The 17133-nt window shown below is 39.9% G+C and carries 11 protein-coding genes; 8 read left to right on the forward strand and 3 right to left on the reverse strand.

What is annotated here, in order from left to right; genetic code table 11:
• The first annotated feature begins 77 nt into the window (after positions 1 to 77).
• A complete protein-coding gene (locus AAC000_RS02925) occupies positions 78 to 947 on the forward strand; it encodes an NAD(P)-dependent oxidoreductase (RefSeq protein ID WP_339719959.1) in 870 nt (289 codons plus the stop codon).
• 36 nt (positions 948 to 983) lie between these two features.
• Here the strand turns inward: AAC000_RS02925 and AAC000_RS02930 are convergent, their stop codons facing one another.
• The 3 genes from AAC000_RS02930 to AAC000_RS02940 form a co-directional block, all read right to left on the reverse strand.
• Positions 984 to 2639, reverse strand: coding sequence for a FapA family protein (locus AAC000_RS02930; protein WP_339719960.1), 1656 nt, complete (start codon positions 2637 to 2639; stop codon positions 984 to 986).
• A 159-nt stretch (positions 2640 to 2798) separates the two neighbouring features.
• On the reverse strand, positions 2799 to 4238 hold the full coding sequence (sbcB, locus tag AAC000_RS02935; protein WP_339719962.1) for an exodeoxyribonuclease I: 1440 nt from the start codon (positions 4236 to 4238) through the stop codon (positions 2799 to 2801).
• Between the two features lie 239 nt (positions 4239 to 4477).
• A complete protein-coding gene (locus AAC000_RS02940) occupies positions 4478 to 5380 on the reverse strand; it encodes an AraC family transcriptional regulator (RefSeq protein ID WP_339719964.1) in 903 nt (300 codons plus the stop codon).
• A gap of 128 nt (positions 5381 to 5508) precedes the next feature.
• Between AAC000_RS02940 and AAC000_RS02945 the strand changes: the two genes are divergently transcribed.
• The 7 genes from AAC000_RS02945 to AAC000_RS02975 all read left to right on the forward strand — a co-directional run bounded on the left by AAC000_RS02945 (position 5509) and on the right by AAC000_RS02975 (position 17027).
• On the forward strand, positions 5509 to 6912 hold the full coding sequence (locus AAC000_RS02945) for a sugar porter family MFS transporter (RefSeq protein ID WP_339719966.1): 1404 nt from the start codon (positions 5509 to 5511) through the stop codon (positions 6910 to 6912).
• 1 nt (position 6913) lies between these two features.
• Positions 6914 to 7801: a carbohydrate kinase gene (locus tag AAC000_RS02950; protein ID WP_339719968.1), complete on the forward strand. Its 888-nt coding sequence runs from the start codon at positions 6914 to 6916 to the stop codon at positions 7799 to 7801.
• Positions 7802 to 7831: 30 nt separating this feature from the next.
• A complete protein-coding gene (locus AAC000_RS02955) occupies positions 7832 to 9022 on the forward strand; it encodes an AGE family epimerase/isomerase (RefSeq protein ID WP_339719970.1) in 1191 nt (396 codons plus the stop codon).
• Positions 9015 to 9887: an aldose 1-epimerase family protein gene (locus AAC000_RS02960; protein ID WP_339719972.1), complete on the forward strand. Its 873-nt coding sequence runs from the start codon at positions 9015 to 9017 to the stop codon at positions 9885 to 9887. Before AAC000_RS02955 ends, AAC000_RS02960 begins: the two co-directional genes overlap by 8 nt.
• A 301-nt stretch (positions 9888 to 10188) precedes the next feature.
• Entirely contained in the window at positions 10189 to 12930 is a 2742-nt protein-coding gene (locus AAC000_RS02965; RefSeq protein WP_339719974.1) for a TonB-dependent receptor, read from the forward strand.
• 236 nt (positions 12931 to 13166) lie between these two features.
• Entirely contained in the window at positions 13167 to 15569 is a 2403-nt protein-coding gene (locus tag AAC000_RS02970) for a GH92 family glycosyl hydrolase (protein WP_339719976.1), read from the forward strand.
• A gap of 78 nt (positions 15570 to 15647) precedes the next feature.
• A complete protein-coding gene (locus tag AAC000_RS02975) occupies positions 15648 to 17027 on the forward strand; it encodes a DUF1080 domain-containing protein (protein ID WP_339719977.1) in 1380 nt (459 codons plus the stop codon).
• The last annotated feature ends 106 nt before the right edge of the window (positions 17028 to 17133 follow it).

A 17133-nucleotide genomic window follows, 5' to 3' on the forward strand; every position in this document is an offset into this window, starting at 1 on the left:
TGTCATTATTTAGTCGTGTTTCAACTAATTAAAGCATTAAATTTAATACAGATAGACCTAAAAGTAAGGAAAGTAAATTGACACAAAAAATCGCCTTTATTGGATTGGGTGTAATGGGTTATCCCATGGCAGGACATTGCAAAAAAGCAGGCCATACTGTCACAGTATTCAATCGCACTTCACAAAAGGCCCATGCTTGGGTGGAAGAATTCTCAGGGAGTATGGCGTCGACCCCAAAACTTGCTGCTGACAAAGCCAATGTGATCTTATTATGTGTGGGTAATGATGATGATTTACGTGCCGTTATGTTAGGGGATGATGGCGTATTGGCTGGGGTGAATGCTGGAGACATTATAGTCGACCACACAACCGCATCTGCAGAAGTGGCCAGAGAGATGGCACAGTTATGTGCGAAGCTTGATGTGGGCTTTTTGGATGCGCCAGTATCCGGCGGTCAAGCAGGGGCTGAAAATGGTCAATTAACAGTCATGTTAGGTGGCGAAGAAGCGGACTACAACAAGGTTCAAGCTGTAATCAATTGTTATGCAAAATTTAGCCAATTACTTGGTGAAGTGGGAAGTGGTCAGCTCGCTAAAATGATGAACCAAATTTGTATTGCGGGCACAGTTCAAGGGTTAGCTGAAGCCATTAGTTTCGGCGAAAATGCGGGGTTAGATTGTCATGCAGTGATTGATGTTATTTCCAAGGGCGCGGCCCAGTCTTGGCAAATGGAAAATCGTTTTGAGACTATGTTAGCGGGTAAGTTTGAATTTGGCTTTGCGGTTGATTGGATGCGCAAGGATCTAGACATAGCGTTGAATGAAGCGAAAAGAAATGGATCTACTTTGCCCCTTACCGCTTTAGTTGATCAGTTTTATGGTGACGTACAAAAACAAGGTGGTGGGCGTTGGGATACCTCTAGTTTGTTAATTCGATTAAAAAACTAAAAGGACTAAATAAGCAGGGCGCTGGGGAAGGCTAAATCAGATCAGTGGCTCGAAGTGCCACTGATGCCCATGGAAACAAATTTTAGCGCGGTCGTATTCTCTTTCGGCTCGCCAAGTACGGTTATTAAGCTTCACTACTACACCGGGATACACGCGTTTATTGGCGATGAGCTGAATGTCAGTTTGATACTTTTCTTTCGACTTGCGCATTTCTTCGGCTTTGTTTTCAAGCCATTGCAATAGTTGTGATTCATTTTCAAACATCTGATTGGCTTCGTCTACACGATCTTGCATGTCTTGTGGAATTGACTTTGAATTAATAATATTCATCCGCTGAAAATGACGGGTATTATTTTGTCTTATTTTTTTAAGAAGCTCGTCGAGTGTATCTTTACGCTCTAATAAGGTATTAAAACCTTCACTAAAATCGACATTCAAGTTACTCCCAGACACTGCGCCTAAGGTGCCTGCGGTAACTGCATCTTGGCATTTAATAGTACAGGCAAAAATATTGCCATTGGGTTTCTCTAAGTTGCCTACTGTGACTTTACCTCGACAGTTAATTCGACTATAGGCTAATTGCCTGCCAACAGTGACATTGCCATTACAGTTAATGTCTAAGCCTTGACCATGGGCCACATGCACACTGCCTTTAGCCGTTAAACTCGTACTGTATTCGGTGGCGCTATCATTCACTTTTCCCATTGCACCTTCGGTAATAATGATATCGCCGTCTGCATGAATAGTCGCAGATTCTACAAAACCATTGATAGTGACATCACCAGTGGCATGGATTTCCATTTTTTCAGTGACGTCACCATTGACTAACACAGAGCCATCATACTCAACGTTACCGGAACCTACATTGACGCCTTTACATATAAATATGTCGTCAACCCACATTTTTTGATCTTTAAATTTTGGCATGCCTGCAATATCTGCAAGCAACAAGTTCTCATCATTGTCACTAATGACAGTGCCATCACCTGGCCGAAACTTGATCCATTCACCTGATTTAGCTTTGATGACTTCGCCACCCACTGTAAATCCGTTTCTACCGTCGCTTGGAGGCATTCTGCGAAGCAGTTCAGCACCTTTCTGTACACAGATAATGGCACCTAAATTACGCATATCTACACGGCTTGACCCTAGTGTTTGAGGCTTTAGGATTCGCTCCAAGGCGTTTTGTACTAAGGGTTTTAATTTAGACGATTTACCCACTCTAGGAGGTAACCCTTTGGCAATTAGCTCTTCAAATATTTCACCGGGTAGTGCTTGTGCACTTTGCTCAACTAAACGATTTAAGCGCTTAGTACTGATGCCGCGTTTGATTCCAGAGGCTTTTAATTCTGCAAATAATGAATCAAGTGTGGGGAGTTTTCCGGCATATCCAATTGTGATGTTAAGGTAGGCCGAGAGTTGATCTTCAACAATTCTGCATTTTACTTGCGTATCTCTGCGTTCACCAATTCGATTTTCAATGACTGCCGAACTGTTGTTTTTTTCTGCTGATTTATAACTATTGATTGCATCAATGATGTTTTCATCAAATATAAAAAAATGTTTAAACTCACTTTTTTGGATAAGAACATGAATATCACTTGCTTCTACTTTTTTCTGAATTAGGTTGGGGGCAATATCCAGATCCAAATATCTGTCTGTCTCATCAATTTTTATAGTTATACCAAGCATTTATTCGCCTTTAATTATTACAACACACTGTTAAAGACTAGCATGTCTCAGATTTGATATCGGCCTATAATTCACTTTCATTAGTTGTTTACTCGCCCACTAATAGAAGTAGCAAAATACAAGCAGATAACCTAATAACCTGCGAGTTAGCGTGTATTGTTATAAACTTTGCGCGTAGTTGTAAAGTGCTTTTAATATACTCAGCTTTTCGGGGTTACGAGAATATTCACCACTCAATTGTTCTAGTTGCATTAAAAACTCCGGCATTTTAATACTAGCGGGCGAATCATTATCATAAAACTTAAAATGTCGATAACGTTGCCACCGTTCAACTTCTGCTGCGGATAACGATTGAGAGGCGTTTCGTGCACGGTATCTAAATAACAGTGTATTGAGTCGCTCATCTTCAAAAGGTAAGGTTAGCTCAGTGAGCCCCTGTAAATCAGCATCAACAATTTGTGCCATAAGTGCTTTGTCGTTAGACGAAAAAAAACCGCCTGAATACAAGGCGTGTTCAGCATCAAGGGGATCACGTTCTTCCGTTTGAGCATAGACCTGTTGCAGATTTTCAAGCTTGTGCCTATTGGCTTTAATTTTTTGTAGATTCGCCAAACAGAGTGCTCTATCAATTCCCAAACGTTGTGCATTTTCAGCGCTCAGAGTCTTGGCTGGCGCTAACACAGGACATTTATTGACATGCAGTAGTTTGATTGGCAATCGCTGTTCATTTTCCCCTAACATAGCAGTGGGCGTGTACAGCTTCTGGCGTATTTCGTCAGCTGAAAGGCTGAAAAGTGGACTAGGGTCCAAGGCTAAATTAAGCACAATGACGGCATTTTTATTGGTTGGATGCATGCCAATAGGCACTATCCAAGTACAACAGCCGTGAATTGAGGGAATTTTGGACGATATGTGCACTAAGGGCGTGAGTTGTTCATAATCAATTTGTGCTAGCACTTTTCTTTTATCACGCAGGGTAAATATATAATCGAATAGTTTTGGCTGGCGCTCCTTTATTAGCTTCGCCACCGCTATAGTCGCATACACATCCGACATAGCATCGTGAGCATCAAGATGTTGGATTTCATTGGCTTTAGTTAAATCTTGTAATTTAAAGCTGGGTAATCCATCGTCATTTAAAGGCCAGTTGATGCCTTCAGGCCTAAGTGCATAACAGGCTCTCGCTAAATCAATAATGTCCCAACGACTATTACCATGTTGCCACTCCCTTGCATAAGGGTCATAAAAATTTCGATATAAAGTGTAGCGAGTAATTTCGTCGTCAAAACGTATGTTATTGAATCCGGCAACACAGGTATTAGGTGTGGCAAATTCCTCCAGTATCTTGGCAATAAAATCCCTTTCCAAAAGCCCTTCTTTTAAAGAACGCTGGGGGGTAATACCTGTGACTAAACAGGCTTGAGGAGTAGGCAGGCAATCATTTGCTATCTGACTAAAAATCATCAAAGGTTCACTGACTATATTCAAATCTAGATCGGTGCGAATACCAGCAAACTGGCAAGGGAAGTCTTTCTGAGGATTGGCTCCCCATGTTTCGTAGTCGTGCCAATAAATAGTGGGTTGTATATTAGTGCCCATTAATGTTTGTTACTCCATGCCAAAGGCATATTATCTGTGATTGTATCAGTCGGTTCTGTGTCATTAATGTTGATTAATAAACAGCAGTATTTTTTGTATTAGCTGCATTTAACCGCTAAACCAATGATTATTACAGAATAAATCAGTATTGAAACTGAAAAACACGACACTGTCTATTTCTATCCTAACCTCTATTCATCAGCATTTATGGTTAGTGTACTAGGTTTACCTGTTACCAATTAACTAAGGGTCTTGTTTTGTTGCTGAGCTCGATATTTACTAGGCGAAACACCGAAGGTTTTCTTAAATTGTTTTGAAAACTGGTAAATGTCGGTATAACCGACCTCAGATGCAATATTTCCAAGTCTAAGCTGTGCATTAAATAGCAGTCGCTGTGCAATAGACATACGTTTGCGAATAACATATTGGCTTATGCTCGTATTAAAGAAAGACCTAAATTGGTGGCATAGGTAACTTCTAGACACGCCAGCCATGTCCGCTAGTTCATCCAGAACAATCCCTTGGTTATAGTGTTCATCAAGATGATGTTTTATGGTCAACAGTACAGCAGGGATTTTCATGGTTGGATTTTTTGTATCGAGTTGCCTGGCGATAGAGCGTGCCCAGTTTTGAAAAAGATTCTGAATGATAATAGGGTCATGTTGTGCAGGATGCAGCATTTCATCCATTAAGCTTTGTAGATGATCTGTCATAACAGAGCTATCAGATAATGTTATCGGCGTATTTAATGGTAATAAATTGTTATCAATTTGTAAGCTAACCCAAGTTCCTTCAACGTGCATCCATGAATGTAACTCTACACCCGCCTCAGTAGCCCAACTAAAAAACTGTTTAGCTCCTGTAGGCCATATCATTAAGGTATTGGCTGGAACCGAAGCTGCATTTTGTTTTTGCTCAAGTCGGGCGGGGTGGTGAAACAGCATGATCAACCAGTCTCCAGTGCCATAAGGGCGATCAACGTTGGCATTAATCATAGGTTCATAAATACCAATCCCTCTTACTGTCATAAGAGATTGAGGCTGAAGTTCATCACCGAACCACTTTCTAGTAATTTTACCCTGATCGCACTCTAATGGCGTGTTCCATCGCAGATAATCGGGTGGTGTTTTAGTCTCTTTCATTAATCTTTATATAATAATAAATTTACAATAAATCACAATTTATCACAAAAAATTTGCAATCAGAACCATTTCAATCACTATTGTAAAGGTTAGAATCGTAATATGTAACAAGCTGAATGGGCCAAATAATGGCTGCAACTGATAAAAAACTCAAGGTCGACAATAACAAGCAGTTGTTCTTGTGGGCACTAACCTCTGCACTCGCTGGGTTTCTTTTTGGTTTCGATACTGTGGTTATTTCAGGTGCTGAAAAAACAATTCAGTCATTATGGGGATTATCAGCCAGTCTTCACGGCTTAGCGATTAGCGCTGCGCTTTGGGGAACCGTTTTAGGGGCAATGCTTGGCGGTTGGCCAACAGATCGTTTTGGCCGAGTGAAAACGTTAATCTCTATCGGGTTACTTTATTTTGTGTCCGCTATTTGGTCAGCCCTTGCCAATGACCCTTATTCTTTTATGGTGGCACGCTTTATTGGTGGTTTAGGTGTTGGCGTGTCCACTGTTGTGGCACCTCTGTATATATCTGAAATATCACCTGCGGCACGACGTGGTCAACTAACAGGTTTATTTCAGTTCAATATTGTTTTTGGCATCCTCATCGCGTTTATCTCTAATGCGCTATTAGGTGGCGTGGGTGAGAATGCATGGCGTTGGATGTTAGCTGTTGAGGCAGTGCCGGCAATTATTTATTGTTTATTGTGTTTTTCTCTTCCTGAAAGTCCACGTTGGCTTATTGGCAAAGCTAAAAAAATCAATGAAGGCAAAACAGTTCTGTCTCAAATTAATACACAGATGTCGCCCCAAGAAATTGAAGCTATGGGTAATGAAATTTTAGCAGCATCTAATGTTAAAGGCGTAAAGTCGGCATTTTGGCGTAGCCGATTAAGCTATCCAATAATGTTAGCGATATTAATTGCTTTTTTTAACCAACTCTCGGGTATCAACGCAATTTTGTATTTTTCTCCGCGGATATTCGAAATGACAGGATTAGGCCAAGAAGCGGCATTGATTCAGTCTGCTGGGATTGGGATCACAAATCTTGTGGCCACATTTATTGGCCTTTTACTTATCGATAGAATCGGCCGCAGAACCTTACTGTATATTGGTTCATTCGGGTATATTTTAGCTCTTGGTGCATGTTCTTGGGCATTTGCTAATGAAGTATTTGTCATTGTTCCTTTTTGTATTTTCCTTTTTATTGCCGCCCATGCTATTGGACAAGGGGCCGTCATTTGGGTGTTTATTGCCGAAATATTTCCAACTGAACACCGCAGTACAGGTCAGTCTTTAGGTTGTTTTATTCATTGGATTTTTGCCGCTCTTTTAACACTTTTCTTCCCTATGGTAGTGACACTTTTCTCACCTAGTTATGTGTTCGGCTTTTTCTGTTTAATGATGTTACTACAACTTATTTGGGTCTTTTTTATGGTGCCTGAAACTAAAGGCATCCCTTTAGAAGCATTACAAAAGAAACTGGGTATAGCAAAGTTACAAAATAACGATGAAATCAAGCAAGAAATTAAGGCCTTATAAAATGAATAAACCTTTTAATATAATTGGTGTGGGTGAAGTGTTATGGGACATATTCCCTGACGGCAGTCGCTTTGGAGGCGCCCCTGCTAATGTGGCCTGTGCAATTTCTGGTTTGTCGAGAAAAACCGCTAAAGTGACTATGGTCAGTGCAGTTGGAAAGGATATTCTTGGCATTAAAGCGATTGACTCTTTGGCGCAATTTAATGTTGATGTTTCTCAGATCCAATCAACTACTTTTCCAACTGGTACAGTGACGGTTAATCTAAATGAGTCACTCCATGCGACTTACCAAATTGCTGAAAACTCCGCGTGGGATAATATTAGCTGGAATGACTCTTTAGATACGCTGGCACTATCAGCAGATGCTATTTGCTTTGGCAGTCTTGCGCAACGCACTCAGTGCTCCCGTGAAACTATTCAAACACTGGTTGCTGCGCTTCCCGATAGTGCGCTTAAGGTGTTTGACGTCAATCTTAGAGCGCCTTTTTATAGTAATGAGATAATTATTCAATCTCTTGAATTAGCCAATGTCTTAAAGTTAAACGAAGAAGAGTTGCCTATTATTGCCGATATTTTAGGGATTTCGGGTGAGACAAATGAGTTACTTCAATCTATAACAAAACAATTTAAATTAAACAGCATAGCGCTGACACAAGGCTCTAAAGGTGCTGTTTTAATTCACAATCAAGAACAAGTAGAAGTGCCAATTGTTCCCACAACTGTGGTTGATACGGTTGGGGCAGGGGATTCTTTTACCGCTGCCTTTACCTTAGGGTTATTGCAACAAAATTCTTTAATTGAAATAGCGCATTTTGCAACAAAGGTGGCCTCTTACGTGTGCTCGCAACAAGGCGGTACACCTCAGTTAACACATTTAACTCAACCCTAGTCGTTTTAGTCAATATAGTTAGGAAGTGTCATGAATTATTTGAATACAGATTTCTTGCAGCAACACAGCAAAGAAATATTAGATTTTTATACGCCACGGGTTGTCGATGAAAAGGGCGGTTATTTCCAAAATTATTATGACGATGGCACACTTTTTTCTGAAGGCCAGAAACAATTAGTGAGCAGTACCCGCATCATTGTTAATTATGCCTTAGCAGCTATTAGGTTTAACAATAATGAGTATTTGGCCATCGCTAAACATGGTTTAGATTTTTTAGAAAATGTACATTGGCAGGCTGATTCACAAAATTATGCGTGGACCCTAGACAATAATCTTCCCACTGATATGACACAACAAGCTTATGGTTATGCCTTTGTTTTGTTGGCCTACGCCGCGGTTAAAAAAGCGGGAATTATTAGTAGTGATCAGAAACTTTTAGATGTTTATGAGCAACTGGAAGAAAGGTTTTGGCAGAAAGAGTTTGGTTTGTATGCAGATGAAATAAGTCCTGATGGCATACTCAGTGACTATCGAGGCCAAAATTCAAATATGCATTTATGCGAAGCAATGATCGCTGCATATGAAGCCACCAACAATCCACTCTTTTTAGAGCGCGCAAAGTTACTTGCCCATAACGTCGCAGTTAGACAGGCGTCGCTCACAGATAACCTTGTTTGGGAACACTATACAACCATTTTTGCCCCTGATTGGGAATACAATAAAGAGGATCCCAAAAACCTATACCGTCCTTGGGGCTTTCAACCCGGACACCAAACAGAATGGGCAAAATTACTGCTCATTATTAATCGACACGCACCTGCAGCTTGGCTAGTTGAACGCGCTGTAGCGCTATTCGATCATGCCTATAACGTTGCTTGGGATGAGGAGTTTAGAGGGTTAATCTATGGTTTTGATCCACAAGGTAAGTGGTGTGATGCTGACAAATATTTCTGGGTCCAAGCAGAGAGTTTTGCGACTGCTGCCTTATTATATTCAGAGACTCAAGTACCTAAATATTTAGAGCAATATAATGCGATTTGGCAGTATTGTGATCAACACTTTGTTGATCACCAATACGGTGCGTGGTTTAGAGTGTTAAATAGAGACAATAGTAAAATCTCTAATGAAAAAAGCAGTGTAGGGGCTAAATGTGACTATCATACTCTGGGTGCATGTTTTGAAGTCCTAAGAGCAATTGACTTAGGTTTGTCAAATGCATAAACAAACTCATAAGATTGCCAATGCCTTCTTAAGCTGCACTATTAGTGAAGTGGGGGCTGAAATTATCAGCCTAAGGTCATTGGCATCTAATCGAGAGTATATGTGGCAAGCAGACCCAACAGTTTGGGATGAGTCTGCGCCAATACTATTCCCCATAGTGGGTCGATTAAATACTGGGCAATATGCCGTTGATGGTCAAAAATATAGTTTGCCAACTCATGGTTTTGCAAAAAGACAACGTTTTATTGTAAAGCAGCAAACTGAGTCGACTATTAGATTAACGATGAGTGCTAATTCATCCACATTGGCATCTTTTCCTTATCAATTTCAACTGGACGTGACTTTCTCACTGGAGCAAAAAGCCCTTGAAGTAAAGTACGAAATCATTAATCAGGATGACACTGCTCTATATTTTGCTATTGGTTCACATCCTGGGTTTGCATTACCCCAGAGCGATTTTAACCAACAAAAATGCAAGTTAATATTCTCTGACCAAGAAAGTCCACTTTGTCGCCTGATTAAAAATGATTTGTTAACAGAGCAAAATTATCCAGTTCAATTTTCCGGAAAAACCTTGCCTATCACTCCTGACACTTTTGAAAAAGACGCCCTTATTTTCAGAGATCTTTGTTCTTCTTCAATCATATTGTCCGTAGATGACACCCCTATATTGTCTCTTGAAATGGGGAACAACCAACATTTAGGACTGTGGGCAAAACCAAAGGCTGCTTATGTTTGCATAGAGCCTTGGACCGCAACCGATGAAACGGAAAATACCCCTTTAGAAATAAGTGATAAGCCTGATTTGGCCTGCCTTTTATCTGGAGAAATGTACACGAATGATTATCGAATAAATATATTTTGAAAATTGCTTGGTAAATATTCATTGGACCAATAATTGGGTCATTAATTTAGGTGACCTATTTTCAAGTTATTTTTGAAAGTCGAGGTAACTAATTTAACCCAAAAAGAGGTAATGTTAATTTTATGATAAGAACTTGTAAAAACCCAATTGACACCGGTGTCTTTTGGCTGTAATTTCACGCTATTGACACCGGTGTCTGTTAACTAATATTTGAAGATGCTTTGCCAATAGAGAACGATATATATCAAAAAAACTATACACGTATTTGACGAATAATCGGGACACAATGGAGAACAACATAATGACAAAATTAAAAAATAAAGTAATTTGCCTAACGCCTGTAGCTTTAGCATTAGCCTCAGTATTTTCACTGCCTACATTAGCTCAAGATGCACCACCTTCAACTGAAAACGAAGTCGAAGTGATACAAGTCAGTGGAATAAGAGCCAGTGTGACTAAAGCATTAGCATTAAAACGCATGGAGGTGGGGGTGTCTGATGCCATTTCAGCAGATGATATCGCCAGTTTCCCAGATGAAAACATTGCTGAATCAATTCAACGTATACCAGGGATTCAAATACAGCGTTCAAATGGTCGAGGAGCCTTGATCAGTATCCGTGGTATGGGACCAGAATATGCGGCTACTACCTTAAATGGTCAATCTTTCGCTAGTGCACAATTTAACGGTGGTTTCCGGTACGACATAGTGCAATCAGAATTAGCCTCTGAAATCCAAGTGTTTAAGACACCTAGTGCCTCTCAAGAAGAAGGCGGTTTATCGGGCACAGTGAATATTGGTACAGCTAAGCCATTATCTTTCGATGGTCGTAAAGTGCTTTTAAGTGCTGAAGGAATCTATTCCGGTGATAGAGAAAGTACCACCCCAGGCGCAGGTTTTACATACATTGACCAATCAGATGACGGAAAATTAGGTTATTTGTTCAATGCTGGTTACCAAGAACTTGATACCCGATATGATCTTATGTTTAGTCAACGCTTTAGTGATGTTGATGCAGATATGGATGGTGAGAGTGACTATGCTGATGGTATTCCTGTAGAAATGACTGATAGACCACGCTTACGTCGAGAGGATGGTAATACTAAACGTTATTTATTCAGTGGTGCTGTGCAATATCTTGCAACTGATGATCTTGAACTTAACTTTACAAGTGTTGTTGCTATGGATGATCGAGATGTATTTTTTCAACAGTTAGTGCCATTGTTTAGTGGCGGTAGTCCAGCTCCAGAACTGACATTTTTGGGACAAACAGACAATACAGTTGATCATATTTTAGCCGAAAACGCCCGCGTGGAAGCGAACCATACTTGGCAAAGTGAAGAGCGTACCAGTTATGCGTTAACAGGGAATTTTGATTGGCATTTATCTGATGATTTATCGGTAACTGGCGCCTTGCATTATACTGCTGGTGAGTTCGAAATGTATGAAAGACTGCGTGTTTTAGGTATTCGCTCCGATTTGGAAGTAGATATGGATGTGAATAATCCACAGCTCATTTCTCAAGGCTTAAATCCGTTGGATGATCCAAATTCATGGGATCCAAGCAACTTATTCCGTAACGATTTACAAGGTCGAGTTGATGTGTTCTCAACCGATGAGTTGGCTTTCCAACTAGATCTGGAATACAACATAGGTGGAGATTTTTTACAGACATTTAAAACTGGGGTAAAGCAAAGAATTCAGACTCTTGAAACCAGTTCTCGTCGTTATAACGCCAACTACCGCACAGAAGAAGAAATCTTGAATGCCCCGTTTGATACAGTAGCAGAGTCATACATAGTGGTAGATGACTTTACCGGTGGTGAATTTCCTGGATTGTCTTTAGATTATGTGTTGCCAAATATTGTAGAAGCAGTGGCGTCTTATGGTGAGCCTAAAGATACTATGCCAGAAGATTTGTTGGCAGCCTCATTTTTTGAAATAGACCGAGATATTACCACTGTTTATGGCCAACTTGATTTCGCTACAGGTGGACTAAGAGGTAATGTCGGTTTACGTTATGCCTATACTGACCGTACTGTTAACACCTTAGATTACGATAATGGTATTACCATTTCTGATGGTGCCTTAGAATTAGTAGGGGGGGAAGGTACACCTGTTACTTTGGGTCATGATTATAGTAATTGGCTACCAAGTCTTAATCTAGCATATGATCTAACTGATACAGTTGTGCTTAGAGCGGCAATTGGTAAAGCCTTAGTACGTCCAATTATTGGTTCTCCAGAAAACTATGCGCGTGCAATATCAGCAACAAGTGATGGCACCAATACAATAGTAGCAGTCAGTGAAGGACATGCAGATTTACCTGCTTTAACAGCCAATCAATTTGATTTGAGTGCTGAGTGGTATTTTAATGAGTCGGGTGCCTTGAGCGTGGCTTACTTTAGAAAAAACATCAAAAATCAAGTCCGCACAGAAACTGTTTGTCCAGAGAATTTTGATTTAGCCAATGTATCTTTCGATAGTGCTAGTAATGAGTGTATGGGAGATGATGGTTATATTTATAATATCACTCGTAACCGCGTAACTGACGGTGAGCTTAAAATGAATGGTTTAGAATTTGCCTACAATCAATCATTTGATTTTTTACCTGCGCCATTTAATGGTCTAGGGGTGATAGCTAACTACACTATTTTGGATGCTGAAAACCCTGATGAATTGCAGCCACTGTTAGGTTCATCTGAGAAAACTTATAATCTTGTGACCTATTATGAGAATGATGGGTTCTCAGTGCGTATTGCGTTAAACAACCGTAGTGAATATGCCGTCAATGATGGTTTCAAATATGGCCGAAACTATGGTCCAAGTTCAAGCCTATACCCTAATCCGGGCGCTACCCTTGAAGCTCGTAATCAAATCGATATTTCTGTTGGTTATGAAATTAATGAAGACTTGAAAGTATCATTTGAAGGGTTAAACATAAATGGTGACTATGAACTAGGCACACGTTTTGAAGAGGCCAGGTTACAATCAGTCGCGACCTTTGGTTCGACTTACTTCGTAAAACTTAGATACAGTCTGTAGTACTAAAATATGCGCTTTATTACAGTGGTGTAATAAAGCGCATAATGTTTAATGATATTCTCAGCAACACTTTAAGGCCATTAATTCGCATAAAGCTGCCAGCACTTTTAATACTCAAGGAGTGACAGTGCAAGTTATTCTCTTTTTATTTAATGGAGCCTGTGGTCTTTCATTTTCAGTGATTTAAAACTTTCGGTTAACAGTAAACAAACCCTATATTTGATGGGCATTCAATAATGAATAAAGCAATTGAAAAATTTTGGTGTAGTAAAAACAGTTCATACGCTATGGGGAAACTAACAGTGAACAAAACGAGTAACAAATTAGGCTTATTATTGGCGTCTGCACTATTATTTACCGCTTGCAGTCGGCAAGTTGTTCAAGAAGTCGAACAGACTCCTCCACAAGTTATCAGTCAAAACCAAGACATGGAACTTGAGCCAGTAGATTACGTTTGGCCCTGGTTAGACTCAGCTAATTCTCGTTGGTTTTATTTCAATTCAGCTACCCGTCCTTTTGGTATGGTTAACTTAAGTCCCGACACCGAAATTGATGGTGCATGGGGCAGTGGGTATCGTTACAACACCACTGAAGTAAAAGGCTTTAATCATGTACATGCTTGGCAACTCTCGGGCTTATCAGTTATGCCCATTTCGTCAGATAAAGCCATTAAGAGTATTCGAGATGACTATTATTCCAAGTTCTCACACGACAGGGAAACGGTTAAGGCGGGTTACCATAAATTAACCTTAGACAGGTATGCCATTGACGTAGAACTGACGTCTACCACTCGTGTTGGTTTCCATCGTTATCACTATTCTAAGAATCAAAATCGGAAAGTTTTGTTTGATCTTCAAGGGAAATTTGGCCCTGTTGACTTAACTAAGGGGGCATTTGCACAAATAAACGAAAGAGCATTTAGTGGCTTTGTAATAAACGAACCGACTATACGTCGTCCAAGGCCGACTCCAATTTATTTTTATATCGAAACCAATACTGATGTAAGTAGTTTGCATGAGCAAAAAGGCGCTGTGCTTTTAGACCTTGCTGACTCAATAGAGCCGTTGTTGATGAAGGTCGCCATTTCTTATGTAGATGAGCAAGGCGCTAAGAATAACTTAGATTCAGAACTGGCACATTGGAACTTTGAGCAAGTCGTACAGCAATCACGCAGTGATTGGAACGCTTGGTTATCAAAAGTTAAAGTTGAAGGTGAAAATAAGCAGGCGAAAGTACGTTTCTATACAGACTTATTTCATGCTTTACAGGGCAGACGAATCATTTCTGATGTGGATGGTAGGTATGCAGACCAAACCAGTGAAACACGGGTCGTTAAACAGCTTCCTTTGAATGAACAAGGAGTACCGCAATTTAATCACCATAATTCCGATTCTCTATGGGGCGCTCAATGGACAATCCAAACCTTGTGGCCGTTAGCGTACCCTAAAGTGGCGTCTGATTTTTCTCGTTCATTTTTACAAATGTATCAAGATGGTGGTTATATCCCAAGGGGTCCTTCTGGTGGTAATTACACCCATGTAATGACGGGGGCACAAGCCACACCTTTCTTTGTAAGCAATTATATGAAAGGCATACGTGATCTTGATATAGAACTGGCCTACCAAGGTCTCAAAAAGAATCATCTTGAAGGTGGGACTATGGGAAGAGCAGGGTACGAACATACAAGTAGTTACTCTGGTGGTCTAGAGTACTACATTGAAAATGGATACGTGCCTTACCCGCTTCCCAAGAAAAACAATGCTTTCCATCAAGATGGCGCTGGTCAAACCTTGGAATATGCATTTCAGGATTGGACCTTGGGGCAATTAGCTACTGCTCTTGGTAAAACTGACGATGCCAACTATTTCTTAAATCGAGGACAGAACTACCGCAAACTGTTTGATGGGGAGAGTGGTTTTATGCGTCCTCGAGATATACAAGGTAACTGGCTTGCTGACTTTGACCCTTACCATTACCGTGTTGGTTTTGTAGAGTCTAACGCATCGCAAATGACCTGGTTTGTTCCTCAAGATTATGCAGGCTTAGCTGATTTGATGGGCGGTAAAGAGAAAGCCGTAGCGAAATTAAATACAGCCTTTGAAACAGCTGCGTTACAAGGATTTACAGCAGGCAATGCCCATGATGAAGAAACCAACGAAGAAAATCGCCGTATTCCCGTCAACTACGGTAATCAACCATCAATTCAAACAGCCTTTATTTTTAATGAATTAGGCGCCCCCCATCTTACTCAGAAGTGGTCTCGAGCAGTGATAAACAAGGTTTATAGCGATGTATCCGAACGCCATGGCTTTAATGGTGATGAAGATCAAGGCCTAATGGGATCTCTGTCTGTGTTAATGAAGATTGGTTTATTTCAACTTGATGGTGGTACAACACAGCAAGCTATTTATCAAATTGGTAGCCCGATATTTGACCGTGTTGAGATTGAATTGGACGATCAGTATTATCCTGGTAAGAATTTTATCATTGAAGTAAAAAACAACTCTGATACCAACATCTATATAAAAACCATGACCTTAAACGGTAAGCCATTAACTCGTCACTATTTAACCCACAATGAAATTGTTTCGGGTGGTATTTTAGAATTAGTCATGACTAGTACAGCCCTTCAAAATTAAAGATATAGATTGGAAATGTCGCTTTGTTATGACATTTAGAATAAGTGCAAATTTAACTTTTAGAACAAGGAATATTGAATGAAAAGGCTAACACTATTAACAGTTGTATCGATGTGTCTGTCTGCAGGCGTTCATGCTTCTGATTGGACGCCATTATTTAACGGTAAAGATTTATCAAACTGGCAGCAGTTAGGAGGCACAGCAAAATTCACAGTGGAAGATGGCGTCATAGTTGGTGAGTCAAAAATGGGTACTCCTAATAGCTTTCTAACCACTAAATCTACTTATGATGACTTTATTTTTGAAGCTGAGATTAAGATCGAAGAAGGCCTAAATTCGGGGATACAGTTTAGGAGTCAATCTATACCTAGTTTTCACAATGGCCGTGTGTTTGGTTATCAAGCAGAAATAGATACTAGTATAAGAAAATGGAGTGGTGGTATCTATGAAGAAGCAAAACGTGGTTGGTTATATAATTTAAGCCGTAATCAAAGTTGTCAAAATGCGTTCCAAAATAATCAGTGGAACCATTACCGCATTGAAGCCATTGATAATCATATTCGAACTTGGGTAAATGAAGTCCCATGTAGTGATTTATTGGATAATCAAGACGGCAATCTTAACGGGTTTATTGCTTTTCAGGTACATAGCATTAAAAACAAAGACCTTGCTGGTAAGCAGGTAAAAATGCGCAACCCTAGAGTTTTGACTGAACAATTACATCAAAATCAATGGTATACCCCAACAGAAACACAACAAATAAGTTATCAAATTAATACCTTAAGCAGTAAAGAGAAACAACAAGGTTGGAGATTACTTTGGGATGGAAAAACCACAAATGGTTGGAAAGGTGTCAATAGTGATACTTTCCCAAGCAGTGGTTGGGGAATTGAAAATGGAGAGTTGATTGTTTACTCATCGGGTGGTGAATATCGCGATGGCGGCGATATTATTTCTAAAGAAGCCTTTACCGACTTTGAGTTAGAGGTAGATTTTAAAATTACCGAAGCGGCCAACTCTGGGATTAAATATTTTGTTGATCCTAACTATTTAAAAAGTAATGGCTCTGCCATAGGCCTAGAGTTTCAAATTCTTGACGATGCGAAACATCCAGATGCTAAAAAGGGTCACCTTGGAAACCGCACTATAGGTTCATTATATGACTTAATACCTGCGAGCAATTTGAGTGACCCAACGAGTGATACTAAACGTGTTAAACAACTGGGGTCTTGGAATAGAGCACGTATTGTGGTGAAAGATGGCCATGTAGAGCACTGGTTAAATAATATTAAAGTGGTTGAATATCCACGAGGCGGTCAGATGTTTCAGGCGCTAGTTAAAAAAAGTAAATATGAAAAATGGGATAATTTTGGTGAGTGGAAACAAGGGCCTATTTTGTTTCAAGATCATGGCGACCAAGTACACTTTAGAACAATAAAGATTAAAACCTTTGATTAAGTTAAACAAAAATAAAATGGCACTGACAGTGATTACATCATTAGCAATCACTGCAGTTGCCATATTCAATAGTCCAACTATTTAAAGAATAAACTACGAATCGTAA

The sequence above is a fragment of the uncultured Paraglaciecola sp. genome (assembly GCF_963977085.1).
GTDB lineage: Bacteria > Pseudomonadota > Gammaproteobacteria > Enterobacterales > Alteromonadaceae > Paraglaciecola.